A 15,483-nucleotide genomic window follows, 5' to 3' on the forward strand; every position below is an offset into this window, starting at 1 on the left:
CCGCCCTCTTGGATCGAGGCGGCTCGGCAAGGTTAAGGCGCTTTTACCATTCACGAAACTTTCACATAGGGGAAAGGTTTCGTTGACGCTTGTGACGCATCTTGGCGCCAAAACGCTCCAAATCCAAAGTTTACTCAAAAACTTAGATCGAAATTCCTAAGTGGAGATGGGCATGTCCCAGACTGCCGCCACCGAGCCCGGCGTCTTGCGCCGGTATGCCAGCGACCAGATTGTCACGCTTGCTAAACTCGTTATCGAAAATGCGTTCCAACCTATCGTAGAGACGGGCACCGGCACGGTTTTCGGTTATGAATCCTTGATGCGCGGGCAGGAGCGCATCGGCTTCGACAGCCCGATTCAAATCCTCGACGAAGCCGAACGTACCGGCCAACTGCTGGGCCTTGAGCAGATGGTGACGAGCCGGGCGCTGGCGAAATTTGCGACCCTTGCCAATGCCAGAACTGCGACCCTCTTCCTCAATCTCGACGTCCGGCTGATCCCGCAGGGCGAAACACTGGTCGACGGTCTGCTGCAGCACATGAAGAAGGCCGGCATCGCGCCGTCCAGCGTCTGCTTCGAGTTTTCCGAGCGCTTCGACAATACCAGCGTGCCGGAATTTTGCGATCTGGTCGCCAAAATGCGCGATGCCGGCTTCAAACTGGCGATCGATGATTTCGGTGTCGGTCACGGCGAAATGAAGCTCTTGTCGGACTATCCCGTCGACTATCTCAAGATCGACCGGCATTTCGTCGCCAATATCGATCGCAACGCCCGCAAGCGCCACATTCTCAGAAACCTCGTCCATATCGCCCACGTTCTGGGCACGCGTGTCATCGCCGAAGGCATCGAGACCGAGGCGGAGTTCCTGATCTGCCGCGAATTCGGTGTCGATCTTGTCCAAGGCTGGTTCATTGCCCGTCCGACGACGCTGATCAACGAGCTGAAGCTCGCCTTTCCGCATCTGCAGGATCTCGGCAAAATGGCGCGCAACAGCCAATCGCTGGATGAAATTCTCATCCGCAAGCAAATCGAAGTGCTGCCGACCATACGCGAGAATGACAGCATCGACAGCGTTTTCGAACTCTTCCGCCGCAATCCGAGGCGAGCCTATTTTCCGGTCGTCAACGCCAGTGGCGAACCGCGCGGCATCATGCACGAATATCGGCTCAAGGAATATATCTACCAGCCTTTTGGCCGCGACCTGTTGAAGAACAAGGTCTATGAGCGTTCGATCTCGCATTTCGTCGAGATGGCGCCAATCGTCGGTCTGGATTCCGACGCCGATACGCTGATGACGATCTTCGCCAATATGGAAAGCAGCGATTGCCTGATCGTCACCGAGGGCACGCACTATGCCGGCATCGTCTCGGCTGCCTCGCTGATCAAGGTGATCAACGAGAAGCAGCTCAAGATCGCGCAGGATCAGAATCCGCTGACCGGGCTTCCGGGCAATCGCGCCATTCATGATTTCATGCAGAATGCCGGTCGCGACGGCGATGAGGTCAGGCACTTCTGCTATTGCGACTTCGACAATTTCAAGCCCTTCAACGATGCCTACGGCTTCCATCTCGGCGACCATGCCATTTCGCTGTTTGCGGCGCTGATACGGCGCTATTTTTTCGCCGAGCGCCATTTCCTCGGCCATGTCGGCGGCGACGATTTCTTCATCGGCGCGACCGGCTGGAGCGTTGACGAATTGCGCGAGGTGCTGGATCGGCTGCTTGCCGATTTCCACGCCGACGTCCGCGAATTCTATTCGGCCGAAGACCGCGCCGCCGGCCGTATCCGCGGGCACGCCCGCAGCGGCGCGGAGGCGCTGTTCCCGCTGATGCGTTGCTCCATCGGCATTCTCGAGCTGCCCCAAGGCCTGGTCATCGAGAATATCAACCGCGTCAGCACCTCGATCGCCGGTATCAAAACAAGGGCGAAGGAAGACGAAACCGGCGTTGCATTCCTGAGCCTGGGCGAGACGAATTGACGCCCTCCCGTGCGGGCTTCTTTTCAAGCGGCATGCGCTAAACTATCTCCACTGCTTTGCTGGGAGAGGAGAGTGACCCATGCCGCTGCCATCTGAAATGCGTTTTGTGGATTTGCCGTCCTTCGGCGCTCCCGAGGTGATGACGATCGCCCGCCGGCCCCTGCCGGTGCTCAAGGATGGCGAAATCCTCGTCCGCGTCGAAGCGGCCGGCGTCAACCGGCCCGATGTAGCCCAGCGCCAGGGCATTTATCCGCCGCCGAAGGACGCAAGCCCCATTCTTGGCCTGGAAATCGCCGGCGAAGTCGTCGATGTGGCGCGCGGCGTCACGGAATTTGCCATCGGCAATAAGGTTTGCGGCCTTGCCAATGGCGGCGCCTATGCCGAATATTGCGTTCTCCCCGCTGGCCAGGCACTGCGATTTCCCAATGGCTACGACGCCGTTCGCGCCGCCGCGCTGCCCGAGACGTTCTTCACCGTCTGGGCCAATCTCTTCCAGATGGCCGGCCTCACCGAAGGCGAAAGCGTCCTAATCCATGGTGGTTCCAGCGGCATCGGCACGACGGCGATCCAGCTCGCCAAAGCCTTCGGCGCAACGGTCTACGCCACCGCCGGCTCGAAGGAAAAATGCGAAGCTTGCGAGAAGCTCGGCGCGACGCGGGCGATCAACTACAAAGAGGAAGACTTTGCCGAGGTCATCAAGGCGGAAACCGGCCAGGGGGTCGATGCCGTGCTCGACATGATCGGTGCTGCCTATTTCGAAAAGAACCTGGCCTCACTTGCCAAGGACGGCTGCCTGTCGATCATCGCCTTCCTGGGCGGTGCGGTGGCTGAAAAGGCCAATCTGCAGCCGATCATGGTCAAGCGCCTGACGGTAACGGGGTCGACCATGCGCCCGCGCACCGCGGAAGAAAAACGAGCCATCCGCGACGACCTCGTTTCCCAGGTCTGGCCATTACTCGATGAAGGCACTGTCGCTCCTGTCATTTACCGGACCTTTGCCTTCGAAGACGTCGTCGAGGCGCACAAGCTGATGGAGACCAGCAATCACATCGGCAAGATCATGCTGAAGCTCGCTTGAGGGTCAGCGACATCGCAATGGCGACGAGGCCAGGCAGGGCCATCAACGCATAGAGCCACGTGGCCGCCGACAGGCCGCCTGGGACGCCGCCGGGATCGGCAAGACCGGCGCCATTGACGATGACGCCCGCAAAGGAAGAGCCGAAGGCGCCGCCCAGTGACTGAACCGTCGAAATAGCAGCCGACGCCCTGTCCTGTTCGGCAGTGGCGACAAGGCCGATGACCTTGGTCACCAGATGCGCCCAGCCGAGACCGACGCCGAAACCCATCAGGAACATGGCGACGACAGCTGGGCCGAGCACAACAAGATCGCCGGACGGATTGTCTCTCGCCAGAAATGGGATAAGCGATGCGGTGGCCACGGCTTCAAGTATGCAGCCGACGATGATTGCAGCGTTGGCCCGTTTTCCGGAAAATGGCGCACTGAAAAACGCCGCGAAAGTCCAACCCAAAGCGACCAAAGCGACCAGATAGCCCGAAACCAGCGGCGCCACGCCATGCAGCGTCTGCAGGAAATACGGAATATAGATATCGCTGGTCAGCACCAACATCATCGTGAACATCGTCAGATAGAGCCGGGATATCGGCTTGCTGAGCATGACCGCGCCTTGCGGTAAAAGCCGGCTCGCGCTTTTTCGTTCGACGGTGAGCATGGCGGAAACGGAAGCCACTGAAATAGCGACGAGTATGATCTTGCTCGACATATTTCCGGTGGTTCCGGCAAGGCTTACCAACAAGACCGCGCCAAGCAGAAGCGCAATCTGAAGGAATGGTGTCTTCTGTTGCGCTCGATCATCCTCGACGCGCGGCAGCAGCCACGGGGCCGAGAGCGCCATTAGGCCCGCCAGCGGCACGAGAATGATGAAGGCCTCGCGCCAGGCGCTGCCTTGCGAAAACAGCCCACCCAATGTTGGCCCGAGCACGGTCGCGACACCCCATATGGCGGCGTAAAGTGTTGACGCTTTCCGCCACAGCGGCTCTGGATAGACGAAACGGATGAAGGTATAACCAAGCGCGCCCAACATCCCGGCACCGAAGCCCTGTACGGCGCGTCCGGCAAGCACGATCTCTATCGTCGGCGCGACGGCGCAGATCAGGTTTCCCGCGCCGAATATCAGCGCCGCCACGATGTAGACCGTGCGCAGGCCTATGCCTCTCGGCCGTGTCGCAACCGAGATCGAGCCGAGAACGCCGGCCGCGACGAAAAGCGTGGTCATCCAGGAAAACAGCTCCAAGCCGCCGATATCGCGAACGACGGAGGGCGCGATCGTCGCGGTGATGTAGCATTCGACGGCATAGAGGACGACGCCTCCGCCGAGCATCAAGGTTGCCGGCAGAAGCTGAGCGGAGAAGAGCGTGAAGATGGAGGTGGAACGGGACGTATCTGCGTTTTGAATGCTCGACATCGGATGATCCTCGGCATTTTCCCTAGCGAATAATAATTTTCCAAGTTATAAATTGGAAATTACATCGCGTTGAAATTAAAACAAGAGAAAACTTGGAAAATGCGCCAATCGCCGGTCAACCGCATTCTGATCCTGTTGAAAACCGACGGCCCGCAGCTCGCGTCGACGATCGGTGGTGCGCTCGGCATATCATCGGAAGCGGCTCGCCAGCAACTGACGAAGATGGGAGAGGAAGGGCTGGTTGAGCCGGTGACGGAAGCCGCATCGGGCAGGGGCAGGCCGCGGCAGCTCTGGCACCTGACGGCCGCGGGCAACCGCCAGTTTCCCGACGGCCATGCCGACCTGACCGCAACACTTCTGGCGACCATGACCAGGCAATTAGGGCAGAGCGCGGTCGATGCGGTCATTTCTGCCCGTGAAACGGAGACGCTCAAGCGCTACCGCAGCGAGATCGACGTCACCGCCGACCTGCCGTCGCGCGTCGCAACGCTTGCCGCCATCCGTACGCGTGAAGGTTATATGGCTGATCATTGGCAGGAAGAGGACGGTTCGCTTGTGCTGGTGGAGAACCACTGCCCGATCTGCGCCGCCGCAACGGTATGCGCCGGCTTCTGTCGGTCCGAACTTGAGACGTTTTGTGCGACACTTGCGGCAGATGTGGAGCGAGAGGAGCACATCCTTCTCGGCGCGCGCCGTTGTGCCTATCGGATTCGAGCGATCTGAAGCGAAACGGCTATGTGGCCACCACGGCCATAGATTTCTGAGGCGGTTGGCAATCCCCCGCTCACCGGCTATCAGTAGCGTATCTCGCAAATCAAAGAGCGCTTCCCATCATGTCCAATCCCGTCTGCGTCGAAGTCACCCGTGGAAATCTCGTTGAGAGCCGGCATCGCGGTTCGGTCGCCGTCGTCGATGGCGATGGGAAGTTGGTGCTGTCGCTCGGCGACATCGAGAGTGGAGTGTTTCCGCGCTCGGCCTGCAAGGCGATGCAGGCCTTGCCGCTGGTCGAAAGCGGTGCGGCAGATGCCTATGGCTTCGGCAATATGGAATTGGCGCTGGCCTGTTCCTCGCATAGCGGTGAAGACGCGCATGTGGCGCTGGCGGCTTCCATGCTCGCCCGCGCCGGCCGGGATGTCAGCGCGCTGGAATGCGGCGCGCATTGGTCTTTCGAGCAGAAAACGACCATCCACCAGGCGCGCACCGTCGGAAAGCCGACGGCGCTGCATAACAACTGCTCCGGCAAACACTCCGGCTTCGTTTGCGCCTGCTGCCATCAGGATATCGATCCCAAGGGCTATGTCGGATACGACCACCCCGTGCAGCAGCAAATCCGCGCGACGATGCAGAGCCTCACCGGAACGCCGCTCGGCCATGACAATTGCGGCACCGACGGCTGCTCGATCCCGAACTACGCCGTGCCGCTCCGAAGCCTGGCGCATGGCTTCGCCAAGATGGCGACGGGCAATGGCCTGGAGCCGCTGCGCGCCAAAGCATCACGCCGCCTCTTCGAAGCCTGCATGGCCGAACCCTTCTATGTTGCCGGCACCGGCCGCGCCTGCACCAAGCTGATGCAGGTCGCCCCCGGCCGCATCTTCGCCAAGACCGGCGCCGAAGGCGTCTTCTGCGCTGCAATTCCTGAGCAGGGCGTCGCGATTGCGGTTAAATGCGATGATGGCAGCGCCCGCGCCGCCGAAACGATGGTTGCAGCCGCGCTCTCCCGCTTCTTTGAAAAGGGCAGCGAAGTCCATGCCGGTCTGACGGAGATGGCCAACAAGGCGATGAGCAACTGGAACGGCATTCATGTCGGCGATATCAGAGCGGCAGCAGCGCTGACGGCATAGAACACCGATCCTATTCTCCGGCACTTGTTCATTACCTTGTCGGCAGATGCTGCCGCACGAGCCTGTACTCATGCCAAATCAAGCCCATGACGACTAGATCGAAGGCTGTCAGCACCAGAAGCCCGATGCCATGCGTGTCGGTGAAGCGGTAGAGTTGGTACGCGATGAAAAGCCCCAAAGCCGCCAAAGATGCTGGATATGCCCATAGCTTGCCCCTGAGAAGGCCGATGACGAGCAGCACTTTCACCAGACCGTGGCTCAGGAGATAGTAAGCATAGAAGCTCTTGGTCGCGAGGGAGAAGTCTTGCGACCAGGCGAGAAGGTGAGTGGCGATGAAGTCTTTTGGATCTCCGATCAATTCCTCTTGGGTGAGCGCATTCACGAGATGAGCAATCGAATTGGTGCTGACGAGCGCGAGCGCTATTCCTCCAATACATTCGATGAGGGCATGGGCTCCCTTCAACAATACGCTGATCTCAAAGAGCTGATGGATCCGGCGTTCATTCATGCTCGATCACAATTCCTGTCAACCGCTTCGGATGAATGACCACATGGATCAAACAATCACGCAATGGATCAATAGTTCCGCAGGCACAAGTCCGATGTTGGACCGTATCATGATCATGATAACGCAATTCGGGGTTCCGCTCCTCGTTCTGGCGGTTGCGCTGCAATGGTGGAGCGGACGCTCTTCCAAAAGTCATGTGCGGCATGCCTGTATCGTGGCCGGGTTGTCCTTTCTTATCGGACTGGGCGTCAATCAAATCATCCTGGTGTTTTTACACCGGATTCGCCCGTATGATGCGGGTATCACGCACCTGATCATCGATCGCTCCGCCGATTGGTCGTTTCCGTCCGATCACGCGACCGCGACATTCTCCATTGTTGCGGCTTTCCTGTTGTGTGGCCTGTGGCGGAGAGGAATGGCCTTCTTCGTTGTCGCTCTGTTGATCTGTCTGTCCAGAATCTATGTCGGGACACACTATATCACCGACATTCTCGGCGGCGCCGCGACAGCTATCGTTTCGGCGGCTGTCATAAACATGGCCTATCGCGAAGACTCGAAGTTGGACAGGTGGATTACCGGCCTGCTTTGAACGCACCTATTTTCAATCGCCGACGGCGAAAATGGGAACCTCTGCGCTGCGATAGGGCGCCAGGCTCGCCTCGGTGATATCAGACGGCACGACCATGCCCGAAACCGCCCTGATGGGCAGGATATGGCATGGAGAGGCGGCATCCAGCTTTTCCTGGGTTGCCATTACATAGGTCTCCGCCGAACATTGCGCGATATGCCGCTTGATGGCTGCCTCCTCGAAATCGCCGGTCGAAAGGCCGTGAACGGGGTGGATGGCGGTGACGCCCAGGAAGAAGATATCTGGCCGCACCAATGAAATTGCCGCCATAGCCGCTGCGCCTGTCGCCACCATCGAGTGCTTGTAGAGCTTGCCGCCGATCAGGATCACCTCGGCTGTCGGATGATGTTCCAGCTCGGCCGCGATCGTCGGGCTATGCGTGACGACCGTGAAGGCAAAGCTCCTCGGAAGATGGCGGGCGATTTCCGCAGTCGTCGTCCCGCCGTCGAGAAACACCGTTCGTCTCGGTTGAACCATTTTCGCCGCAAAGGCACCGAGTTGCCGCTTCACATCCGGTGACACGCCTCTTCGTGCTGAGAAATCCGGTAGCTCCGGTGCGAGCGGCAGCGCGCCGCCATGCACGCGCGTCAGCAGCCGTTCCGCCGCCATTTCCCTCAAGTCCCTGCGGATCGTGTCTTCGGATAGGCCGAAATCATCCGCGATCCTCTTGGCAATCACCTGGCCGTCGCGCCGCAGAATATCGAGGATGAGGGTCCTTCGTTGCCCTGTAAGCATGTCTATTTCCGCACGGTAATTCATGAAACATCGTGAAAATATCAAAAGTGAGTCGACATTCAAGAAATTTAACGCATATTCGTGCAAATTCCTGCATGATGCAGAGAAGAGGAGACGTGACATGTTGATCTTGATTGCCGGACCATATCGTTCGGGAGCCGGAGACGATCCCCAAAAAATGGCGGAGAATCTCAAGCGGCTGGAAGAGCCGTCCTATGCCTTGTTCAAGGCAGGGCATCTGCCGATGATCGGCGAGTGGGTCGCCCTGCCAGTCTGGCACGCCGCCGGCGGCAAGAGCATCGGCGACGATCTCTATGAAGAGATATTCCACCCGACCGCGGGCCGGTTGCTGCAATTGTGCGAGGGCGTTCTCAGGCTTCCGGGCGAGTCCAAGGGAGCCGACAACGACGTCCGCATTGCCAATGAACGCGGCATTCCCGTCTGGTACCGACTGGAGGACGTTCCGGGCTGTGCCTGAAGGTCGATGCGCAGACGGCATCCATCAAAAGCTTTCATAACCAATATCGATGTCAGCCACTTCCGTATTTCCTCCGCCGCCGGTAACGTCTGACGAAATCGAGCGGAGGAAACGGATATGCTGAATTTGTATTTCGCCCCGGGCAGTTGTGCGCTTGCCAGTCTGATAGCGCTCGAAGAGTCGGGCCTTGCCTACGAGACCCGGCGCCTCAACTTTGCCAACGGAGAGCAGCGGTCGCCGGACTACCTGGCGATCAATCCCAAGGGTCGTGTTCCGGCTCTGGTGACCGACAAGGGCATCATCACGGAAAACGTGGCGATCCTCGCCTATGTTGCCCAGATCGCCCCGGCCGCCCGGCTGGCGCCGCTCGACGACCCCTTTGATTTTGCCCGCATGCAGGCCTTCAACAGCTATCTCGCCTCGACCGTGCATGTGAATCACGCCCATAAAGGGCGCGGCTATCGCTGGACCGACGATACGGCGGCAATCGAAGCGATGAAGGCCAAGGTGCCGCAGAATATGGGCGAGTGTTTCGCGCTGATCGAGGAAAAGATGCTGGAAGGGCCGTGGGTGATGGGCGAGCAATATACCGTTGCCGACGGCTATCTCTTTACGCTGGCAAGCTGGTTGCCGGGCGACAGCGTCGATCCGAGCCGCTTTGAGAAGGTTAGCGCCCACCACGCGCGCATGCTGGAGCGCCCTGCCGTGCAAAGGGCGCTCGCCGCCGAGCGGATTTGATCAACCGACGTCGAAAGCCGCCCGCAATTTTTTAGGCGCCCGAAACCGCCAGGCCTCGATCAGCCGCAGTTGCAGTTCTTCGTCGCCGATGGCGGCGATACGCGTTGGCAGCGACGGCCAACCGACATAGTGATCCGACTGGAAATAGATCTCCGGCGCCATCTCGATGAGCTGCTCCTTGCGGTCGATCGGCAGCGCCAGCACGATGGTCTCGTTGTTCCTCACCGTCACGAACGCCTTGCCGCCGACCTTGAAAGCCGGCAGGCCGTAATGCGTGCCAGGCTCGACGGCTGGCAGCGGCGCCTGGGCCATGAGCCGCTGCAGTCGTTCGACGATAGCGTCCATATCGATGTTCGACGTCATGTCTGCGCGAGTGGAGTAGGGTCTCTCTTACGCACATTCTTCCGGCTGAACGGTTCGCTTGTCCATAGGCCGCCCCAGATTTTCCGGCATGAGCGGCAGGTCCGCCAGTTCTTCCAGCGACATGGCCGCGAGCATGGGGTGCTGCAGCGGATCGCTTTCCTGTTCGCAATCCTCTTCCAGCAGATGATTGAAGAAAATCTTCAGTATCGACATGACATGCCTCCTCGTTCTTCCGCGACGATGCATCTGTGGCGCATCAGTCGACGGGATGGCGGCGGTTGTGGTTTTATGCCGCAATGATCGCGCGTACCGCGCAGCTTTTCAATTGAGAATGCCGGTACGCTGATATAGATATTCTATATGAAGAATCTCAACAGCGTTCATCTGAATGGACTTCGGGCACTGGAAGCCGTGGGGCGGCTCGGGTCGTTGCAAGCGGCTGCCGATGAGCTCGGCGTGACTATCGGCGCCGTCAGCCAGCAGGTGATTAAGGTCGAGGCGCAGTTGGGGCGGCCGGTTTTCGAGCGCACGCCGAAGGGCATGATGGTGACGGAGGCGGGCATCTCGGTCCTGGCGCGCCTCGGCGAGGGCTTTCAGGCCTTGTCGGCAGCGGTGACCGCCGCGCAGCATCGCGACGACAATATTCTCACCATCTCGGTTGCGCCGGTCCTGGCGGCCCGCTGGCTGGTGCATCGTCTCGATCGTTTCGCCAAGCGCCATCCGGATATCAGGCTGCGTATCGACGCGACCATGCAACTCATCAATCCTGCGACGTCGGATGTCGACATCGGCATCCGCGTCGGCGATGGCCAATGGGCTGATGTCCATTCTGAGCTATTGCTGGAGCAGGAGGTCTTCCCGGTGGTGACGCCGCAGATCGCCAGTCGATTGAAGGAGCCGGCCGATCTCCTGCAGGTTCCAGCCGTCATCGACGGCCGGGCTATGTTCACGTGGGAGGTCTGGTTGAGCAAGGTCGGCCTCTCCGGCAAAAGCATGGAGGAGCGGCATATCTTCAATGATGCCTCGCTTTGCCTCGACGCCTCCATGGCGGGCCAGGGCGTAATGCTCGCCTGGCAGACGCTGGCCGCCTATGCGCTGCAACAGAAATGCCTGGTCGATCCCTTCGGCATCCGCGCCAAAACCGGTTTCGGCCATTATTTCATTACGGCGGAAGGCGTGCGAGAAGCCAAAAAGGTAACCGCCTTCAAGGCTTGGATGCGGGACGAGCTGGAAGAAAGTATGAAGCTCTTTCGGTGATCTGCCTCAAACCGGCTCCCTGCCGCGCGTCGCTTGCATCGCCTTATAGGCATCGCGCGACTGGCAGCGCTCGATCCAGGTCTTCACGTTCGGATGGCTGTCGAACAATGCCTGTTCGGTCTGCACGTAGCGCAGCACCTCCGCGAGATTGAGGTCGGCGACGGTGAAGCGATCGCCCAGCAGGTAATCCTTGTCCGTCAGGTGCTTTTCCAGCACGTCGAACGGTCGCTTCAGAGATCGGCAGGCAACCGCGATCCCTGCCTTGCCGGCATCGGTGTTCTCCTGCGAGCGGTCGTAGATGCGCACCACGGCCACAGAGTAAGGCTCCACCTCCGTTGCTGCCCACATGGTCCACATGCCGAGCAGACCCTCTTCCTCCACCGTCTTCCCGGACAGCGGTCCGCCATACTTGCGGGCGAGATAGAGATTGATGGCGAGCGATTCATGCAGGACGAGATCGCCGTCCTTGACGGCGGGGATCATGCCCATCGGATTCACAGCCAGGAATTCGGCCGACATCGTATTGACTGGCGCATCCGGGCTTAGCGGATTTTCGAGCCGGCTGGCCTGTATCACGGGCACGGATTGAAAGGGGATGCCAAGCTCCTCCGCCATCCAGTAGTTGCGCGATGCGCGTGAGCGATAGACGCCGTAAATTGTCAGCATGGCCGGTCTCCAAAAATCGAGTCGAAGCGAGGTTATTGGCGGCTGTCGCCAAGCGGAAGAGGCTTCGGCTTATATCTGCAATGAAAGCTTTTGATGAGTGTACAGGATCAAGCACGAAAATATCCGCCGAGCCCTTCAATCTTTGCAAATCATGCCGGCTGCGCACCGCCTTCGTTCGGAAATTAGCAATGGTGCATGCTAACATCGATCTAGATTTTCGCTGGTGCGGTAGGAGGCATTCGGCGAGGATATTCTTACGCAACCGGTGACTGCGATCTCGGGAGGAGAGCAGATGCTAGCGACCAGCGTATCGCTTGACGACAAATATACAGCAGATGAAGGCCGCGTCTTCATGACCGGACTGCAGACCCTCGTGCGTCTGCCGATGACCCAGATGCGTCGCGACCGCGCCGCCGGTCTCAATACCGCAGCTTTCGTATCTGGCTATCGCGGCTCGCCGCTCGGCGGCTACGATCAACAGCTTCTGAAAGCCAAGACCTATCTTGACGCATATGACGTCACCTTTCAGCCGGGCATCAACGAAGACCTTGCAGCCACAGCCATCTGGGGTACACAACAGGTCGGCCTGTCGCCCGGCGTCCGCAAAGACGGCGTGCTCGGCATCTGGTACGGCAAGGGCCCCGGTGTCGACCGCTCCGGCGATGTGCTGAAACACGGCAACGCCGCCGGCACGTCGAAGCATGGCGGCGTCCTCTGTTTCGCTGGCGACGATCATTCCGCCAAATCCTCCACGATCCCGCACCAGACCGACCATGATTTCATGTCGGCGGTCATTCCGGTCATCTATCCATCCTCGATCCACGAATTCCTCGAATATGGCCTGCTCGGCATCGCCATGTCGCGCTATTCCGGCTGCTGGGTCGGCATGAAATTCATAGCCGACACCATCGAGACGACGGCTGCCGTCGATCTTTCCGGCGAGAAGCGGCAATTCGTGCTGCCGACCGATTTCGAGCTGCCGCCCGGCGGCTTGAACCTGCGTTGGCCCGATCCGCCGCTGGTGCAGGACGACCGTCTGCAAAACTACAAGGCCTATGCCGCCATCGCTTTTGCCCGCGCCAATCGCGTCGATGAAATCACCCATGATGTGCCCAATGCCCGCTTCGGCATCATCTCCTCCGGCAAGGCCTATGAGGACGTATTGCAGGCGCTGCGAGAACTGGAAATCGGACCCAGGGAAATGGCGGCGATCGGCCTGCGTATCCTGAAGGTCCGTATGCCCTGGCCGCTGGAGCCGGAGACCGTCCGGCATTTCTCCGAAGGGTTGGATGAGGTGCTCGTCGTCGAGGAACGCCGCGAGATCATCGAAAACCAGATCAAGCAGCAGCTCTTCAACTGGCGCGCCGATGTCCGCCCGCGCATCGTCGGCAAATTCGACGAACACGACAAACCCTATCTCAGCCTCTCGGCGGCTTTGACAGTCGGCGCGGTGGCGAGAGCCATTGCAGGGCGCATCGTCAAGCTCGATCTCGATCCCTCGCTGCACGACCAGATCGCCGCCAAGCTTGCCTATCTCGCCGAGCGCGGCCAGATCAGCCGCACGCATGTCGCGCCGTTGAATCGCACGCCATTCTTCTGCTCGGGCTGTCCGCATAATACGTCCACCCGCGTCCCCGAAGGCAGCCGCGCCATGGCCGGCATCGGCTGTCACTATATGGTCACCTGGATGGACCGCAACACCCAGACCTTCACGCAGATGGGCGGCGAGGGCGTGCCCTGGACGGCAATCGCCCGCTACACCGACGAGAAGCACATGTTCGTCAATCTCGGCGACGGCACCTACTTCCATTCCGGCATTCTCGCCATCCGCCAGTCGGTCGCCGCCAAGGTCAACGTCACCTATAAGCTGCTCTACAACGACGCCGTTGCCATGACCGGCGGCCAGTCGATCGACGGCTATCTGACGCCGCAGCTCCTGACCCGCCAATTGCATGGCGAGGGCGTTTCGCCGATCTATCTGCTTTCTGAAAATCCCGCGGCCTATCCCGCATCGGATCTGGCCCCCGGCGTCAAAGTGCTGCATCGGGACAATATCGATCAGGTGATGCTGACCCTGCGCGAGACCGAAGGCTGCTCGGCCATCGTCTATGTCCAGACCTGCGCCGCGGAAAAGCGCCGCCGCCGGAGCCGCGGTCTTATGGAGGATCCGGCCAAGCGCGTCTTCATCAATCCCGCCGTCTGTGAAGGCTGCGGCGATTGCTCGGTGCAATCCAATTGCATTTCTGTCGAGCCGCTGGAAACGGAGTTCGGCCGTAAACGGCAGATCAACCAGTCGAGCTGCAATAAGGACTTCTCCTGCGTCAAAGGCTTCTGCCCGTCTTTCGTGACCGTGCATGGCGGCAAGCGCCGCAAGCGCAGGGCGCTGGAGCATGCGGATGCCGAGGTCCCGATGCCCGACATCCCCGTCATCGGCGAGCGCCCCTGGAACATCGCGATCGCCGGCGTCGGCGGCACCGGTATTCTGACGATCGGCGCCATTCTCGGCATGGCTGCCCATCTCGACGGCAAAGTGCCGATGATCCTCGACATGGCCGGCCTTGCGCAAAAGGGCGGTGCCGTGATGAGCCACCTGCGCATTGGCTATAGTGAGCCCGATGTAACCTCGTCGCGTATAGTCAATGGCGGCGCCGACCTGCTGCTCGCTGCCGACGAGGTGGTCGGCGCGTCCAAGGATGCGATAACGCTCTGCGCCTCGAACCGCACGACGGCCATCGTCAATACCGGCCTGATGGCGGTCGCCGATTTCGTTCGCAATCGCGACTTCGATTTCAAGATTGGCTCGGTACAGCACACCATCGCCAAGACCGTCAGCGACAAATCCGTCTTCCTCGATTTCGCTCAGGTCGCAAGCGAAGTCACCGGCGATGCCATGTCGACCAATATCCTGCTCACCGGCTTTGCCTGGCAGCGCGGCCTGCTGCCGCTGTCGCTGGAAGCCATCGAGAAGGCGATCGAGCTCAACGGTGTGGCCGTCAAGGCCAGCCTCTCGGCCTTTCATTGGGGCCGTCTGCTGGCGCATGATCCGCAGGCCGTGCGGGAGATGATGACGGAATCGGATACCGGCAAGACGCTGGCGGAGATGAGCCTCGGCGAGTTGATTGCCCACCGCAAGGCGCATCTGACCGCCTATCAGGATGCCGCCCTCGCCGATCGCTATGCCGCTTTCGTCCAGCGCGCCACGGCGGCGGCTGCGAGGGAGCGGCTTTCGGACAAGGTGCCCTTCGCCGTCGCCACGACCTATGCGCGGGTGCTCGCCTACAAGGACGAATATGAGGTGGCGCGGCTGTTGACCGATCCGGCCTTCGAGGCGCATTTACGCGACGAGATGGAAGGCGATTTCAAGCTGGCCTTCAATCTCGCCCCGCCGTTGCTGCCCGGCAAGGATCCGAACGGCCGGCCGAAGAAGCGGGAATTCGGCCCCTGGATATTGCCGTTGCTGCGCAGGCTCGCCCCGATGAAGCGGTTGCGCGGCACGGCCTTTGATCCCTTCGGCTACATGCGGGAGCGCCGGCTGGAGCGGCGGCTGATCGGCGAATACGAGGCGATTGCCGACCGTGTTCTCAATGGCCTGCGCGCAGGTAATGAGACGGAGGCCCTTGCCATCCTGTCATTATTCGATGAGATCAGAGGCTTCGGGCCGATCAAGGAAGAGGCGGCCCGCAAGGTCATGGCGCGGATCGCCGAGAAGCTGAAGACCTATGAAATGTCGGAGGAGAAGCATCACGTTCCCGCGGATGCGGCGTGATATTCTCAAAAGAGAATGAGGAGAGAGCATGATTCCGAGTGG

At 60.1% G+C, this 15,483-nt stretch carries 15 protein-coding genes; 9 read left to right on the plus strand and 6 right to left on the minus strand.

Features of this window, described 5'->3' with window-relative positions; genetic code table 11:
* Window positions 1–172: 172 nt before the first annotated feature.
* Window positions 173–1,978 carry a GGDEF domain-containing protein gene (locus K290_RS0104230; protein ID WP_028750718.1) on the plus strand — a complete coding sequence of 602 codons (1,806 nt, stop codon included), beginning with the start codon at window positions 173–175 and terminating at the stop codon, window positions 1,976–1,978.
* A gap of 79 nt (window positions 1,979–2,057) precedes the next feature.
* Complete coding sequence (locus K290_RS0104235) at window positions 2,058–3,056, plus strand: NAD(P)H-quinone oxidoreductase (protein WP_028750719.1); 999 nt, start codon at window positions 2,058–2,060, stop codon at window positions 3,054–3,056.
* Here K290_RS0104235 and K290_RS0104240 read toward each other — a convergent pair.
* Window positions 3,037–4,461, minus strand: coding sequence for an MFS transporter (locus K290_RS0104240; RefSeq protein WP_028750720.1), 1,425 nt, complete (start codon window positions 4,459–4,461; stop codon window positions 3,037–3,039). The two genes, K290_RS0104235 and K290_RS0104240, sit on opposite strands and share 20 nt — an antisense overlap.
* A 99-nt stretch (window positions 4,462–4,560) precedes the next feature.
* On the opposite strand from K290_RS0104240, the gene K290_RS0104245 reads away from it, so the two are divergent.
* On the plus strand, window positions 4,561–5,184 hold the full coding sequence (locus K290_RS0104245; protein ID WP_028750721.1) for a helix-turn-helix transcriptional regulator: 624 nt from the start codon (window positions 4,561–4,563) through the stop codon (window positions 5,182–5,184).
* Window positions 5,185–5,294: 110 nt separating this feature from the next.
* On the plus strand, window positions 5,295–6,302 hold the full coding sequence (locus tag K290_RS0104250) for an asparaginase (RefSeq protein ID WP_028750722.1): 1,008 nt from the start codon (window positions 5,295–5,297) through the stop codon (window positions 6,300–6,302).
* A gap of 31 nt (window positions 6,303–6,333) precedes the next feature.
* On the opposite strand, the gene K290_RS0104255 is transcribed toward K290_RS0104250, so the two are convergent.
* A complete protein-coding gene (locus K290_RS0104255) occupies window positions 6,334–6,810 on the minus strand; it encodes a DUF2127 domain-containing protein (protein ID WP_028750723.1) in 477 nt (158 codons plus the stop codon).
* Here K290_RS0104255 and K290_RS0104260 point away from each other — a divergent pair.
* The gene (locus tag K290_RS0104260) at window positions 6,809–7,399 is read left to right on the plus strand and encodes a phosphatase PAP2 family protein (RefSeq protein ID WP_245276467.1); all 591 of its coding nucleotides are present in this window, start codon (window positions 6,809–6,811) and stop codon (window positions 7,397–7,399) included. The genes K290_RS0104255 and K290_RS0104260 overlap by 2 nt on opposite strands.
* Before the next feature lie 12 nt (window positions 7,400–7,411).
* Here the strand turns inward: K290_RS0104260 and K290_RS0104265 are convergent, their stop codons facing one another.
* On the minus strand, window positions 7,412–8,173 hold the full coding sequence (locus K290_RS0104265) for a DeoR/GlpR family DNA-binding transcription regulator (RefSeq protein WP_028750725.1): 762 nt from the start codon (window positions 8,171–8,173) through the stop codon (window positions 7,412–7,414).
* 121 nt (window positions 8,174–8,294) lie between these two features.
* On the opposite strand from K290_RS0104265, the gene K290_RS0104270 reads away from it, so the two are divergent.
* Window positions 8,295–8,651 (plus strand): hypothetical protein, encoded by a 357-nt coding sequence (locus K290_RS0104270; protein WP_028750726.1) that lies wholly within the window; start codon window positions 8,295–8,297, stop codon window positions 8,649–8,651.
* Window positions 8,652–8,768: 117 nt separating this feature from the next.
* On the plus strand, window positions 8,769–9,389 hold the full coding sequence (locus K290_RS0104275; protein WP_028750727.1) for a glutathione S-transferase family protein: 621 nt from the start codon (window positions 8,769–8,771) through the stop codon (window positions 9,387–9,389).
* Here the strand turns inward: K290_RS0104275 and K290_RS0104280 are convergent, their stop codons facing one another.
* Both K290_RS0104280 and K290_RS0104285 read right to left on the minus strand, forming a co-directional pair.
* Complete coding sequence (locus K290_RS0104280) at window positions 9,390–9,752, minus strand: MmcQ/YjbR family DNA-binding protein (RefSeq protein WP_028750728.1); 363 nt, start codon at window positions 9,750–9,752, stop codon at window positions 9,390–9,392.
* 27 nt (window positions 9,753–9,779) lie between these two features.
* Window positions 9,780–9,965, minus strand: coding sequence for a hypothetical protein (locus tag K290_RS0104285; RefSeq protein ID WP_028750729.1), 186 nt, complete (start codon window positions 9,963–9,965; stop codon window positions 9,780–9,782).
* Window positions 9,966–10,112: 147 nt separating this feature from the next.
* On the opposite strand from K290_RS0104285, the gene K290_RS0104290 reads away from it, so the two are divergent.
* Window positions 10,113–11,009, plus strand: a complete 897-nt coding sequence (locus K290_RS0104290) for a LysR substrate-binding domain-containing protein (RefSeq protein WP_028750730.1) — start codon at window positions 10,113–10,115, stop codon at window positions 11,007–11,009.
* Window positions 11,010–11,015: 6 nt separating this feature from the next.
* On the opposite strand, the gene K290_RS0104295 is transcribed toward K290_RS0104290, so the two are convergent.
* Window positions 11,016–11,675, minus strand: coding sequence for a glutathione S-transferase family protein (locus K290_RS0104295; RefSeq protein ID WP_028750731.1), 660 nt, complete (start codon window positions 11,673–11,675; stop codon window positions 11,016–11,018).
* A gap of 292 nt (window positions 11,676–11,967) precedes the next feature.
* On the opposite strand from K290_RS0104295, the gene K290_RS0104300 reads away from it, so the two are divergent.
* Complete coding sequence (locus tag K290_RS0104300; RefSeq protein ID WP_028750732.1) at window positions 11,968–15,441, plus strand: indolepyruvate ferredoxin oxidoreductase family protein; 3,474 nt, start codon at window positions 11,968–11,970, stop codon at window positions 15,439–15,441.
* Window positions 15,442–15,483: the final 42 nt, after the last annotated feature.

It is taken from the genome of Rhizobium leucaenae USDA 9039 (assembly GCF_000426285.1).
Lineage (GTDB): Bacteria > Pseudomonadota > Alphaproteobacteria > Rhizobiales > Rhizobiaceae > Rhizobium > Rhizobium leucaenae.

Bases quoted from the DNA above. Each gene is read 5' to 3' on its own strand.
- K290_RS0104230 (WP_028750718.1), top strand. From the start codon at position 173: ATGTCCCAGACTGCCGCCACCGAGCCCGGCGTCTTGCGCCGGTATGCC.
- K290_RS0104235 (WP_028750719.1), top strand. From the start codon at position 2,058: ATGCCGCTGCCATCTGAAATGCGTTTTGTGGATTTGCCGTCCTTCGGC.
- K290_RS0104240 (WP_028750720.1), bottom strand. From the start codon at position 4,461: ATGTCGAGCATTCAAAACGCAGATACGTCCCGTTCCACCTCCATCTTC.
- K290_RS0104245 (WP_028750721.1), top strand. From the start codon at position 4,561: ATGCGCCAATCGCCGGTCAACCGCATTCTGATCCTGTTGAAAACCGAC.
- K290_RS0104250 (WP_028750722.1), top strand. From the start codon at position 5,295: ATGTCCAATCCCGTCTGCGTCGAAGTCACCCGTGGAAATCTCGTTGAG.
- K290_RS0104260 (WP_245276467.1), top strand. From the start codon at position 6,809: ATGCTCGATCACAATTCCTGTCAACCGCTTCGGATGAATGACCACATG.
- K290_RS0104255 (WP_028750723.1), bottom strand. From the start codon at position 6,810: ATGAATGAACGCCGGATCCATCAGCTCTTTGAGATCAGCGTATTGTTG.
- K290_RS0104265 (WP_028750725.1), bottom strand. From the start codon at position 8,173: ATGCTTACAGGGCAACGAAGGACCCTCATCCTCGATATTCTGCGGCGC.
- K290_RS0104270 (WP_028750726.1), top strand. From the start codon at position 8,295: ATGTTGATCTTGATTGCCGGACCATATCGTTCGGGAGCCGGAGACGAT.
- K290_RS0104275 (WP_028750727.1), top strand. From the start codon at position 8,769: ATGCTGAATTTGTATTTCGCCCCGGGCAGTTGTGCGCTTGCCAGTCTG.
- K290_RS0104280 (WP_028750728.1), bottom strand. From the start codon at position 9,752: ATGACGTCGAACATCGATATGGACGCTATCGTCGAACGACTGCAGCGG.
- K290_RS0104285 (WP_028750729.1), bottom strand. From the start codon at position 9,965: ATGTCGATACTGAAGATTTTCTTCAATCATCTGCTGGAAGAGGATTGC.
- K290_RS0104290 (WP_028750730.1), top strand. From the start codon at position 10,113: ATGAAGAATCTCAACAGCGTTCATCTGAATGGACTTCGGGCACTGGAA.
- K290_RS0104295 (WP_028750731.1), bottom strand. From the start codon at position 11,675: ATGCTGACAATTTACGGCGTCTATCGCTCACGCGCATCGCGCAACTAC.
- K290_RS0104300 (WP_028750732.1), top strand. From the start codon at position 11,968: ATGCTAGCGACCAGCGTATCGCTTGACGACAAATATACAGCAGATGAA.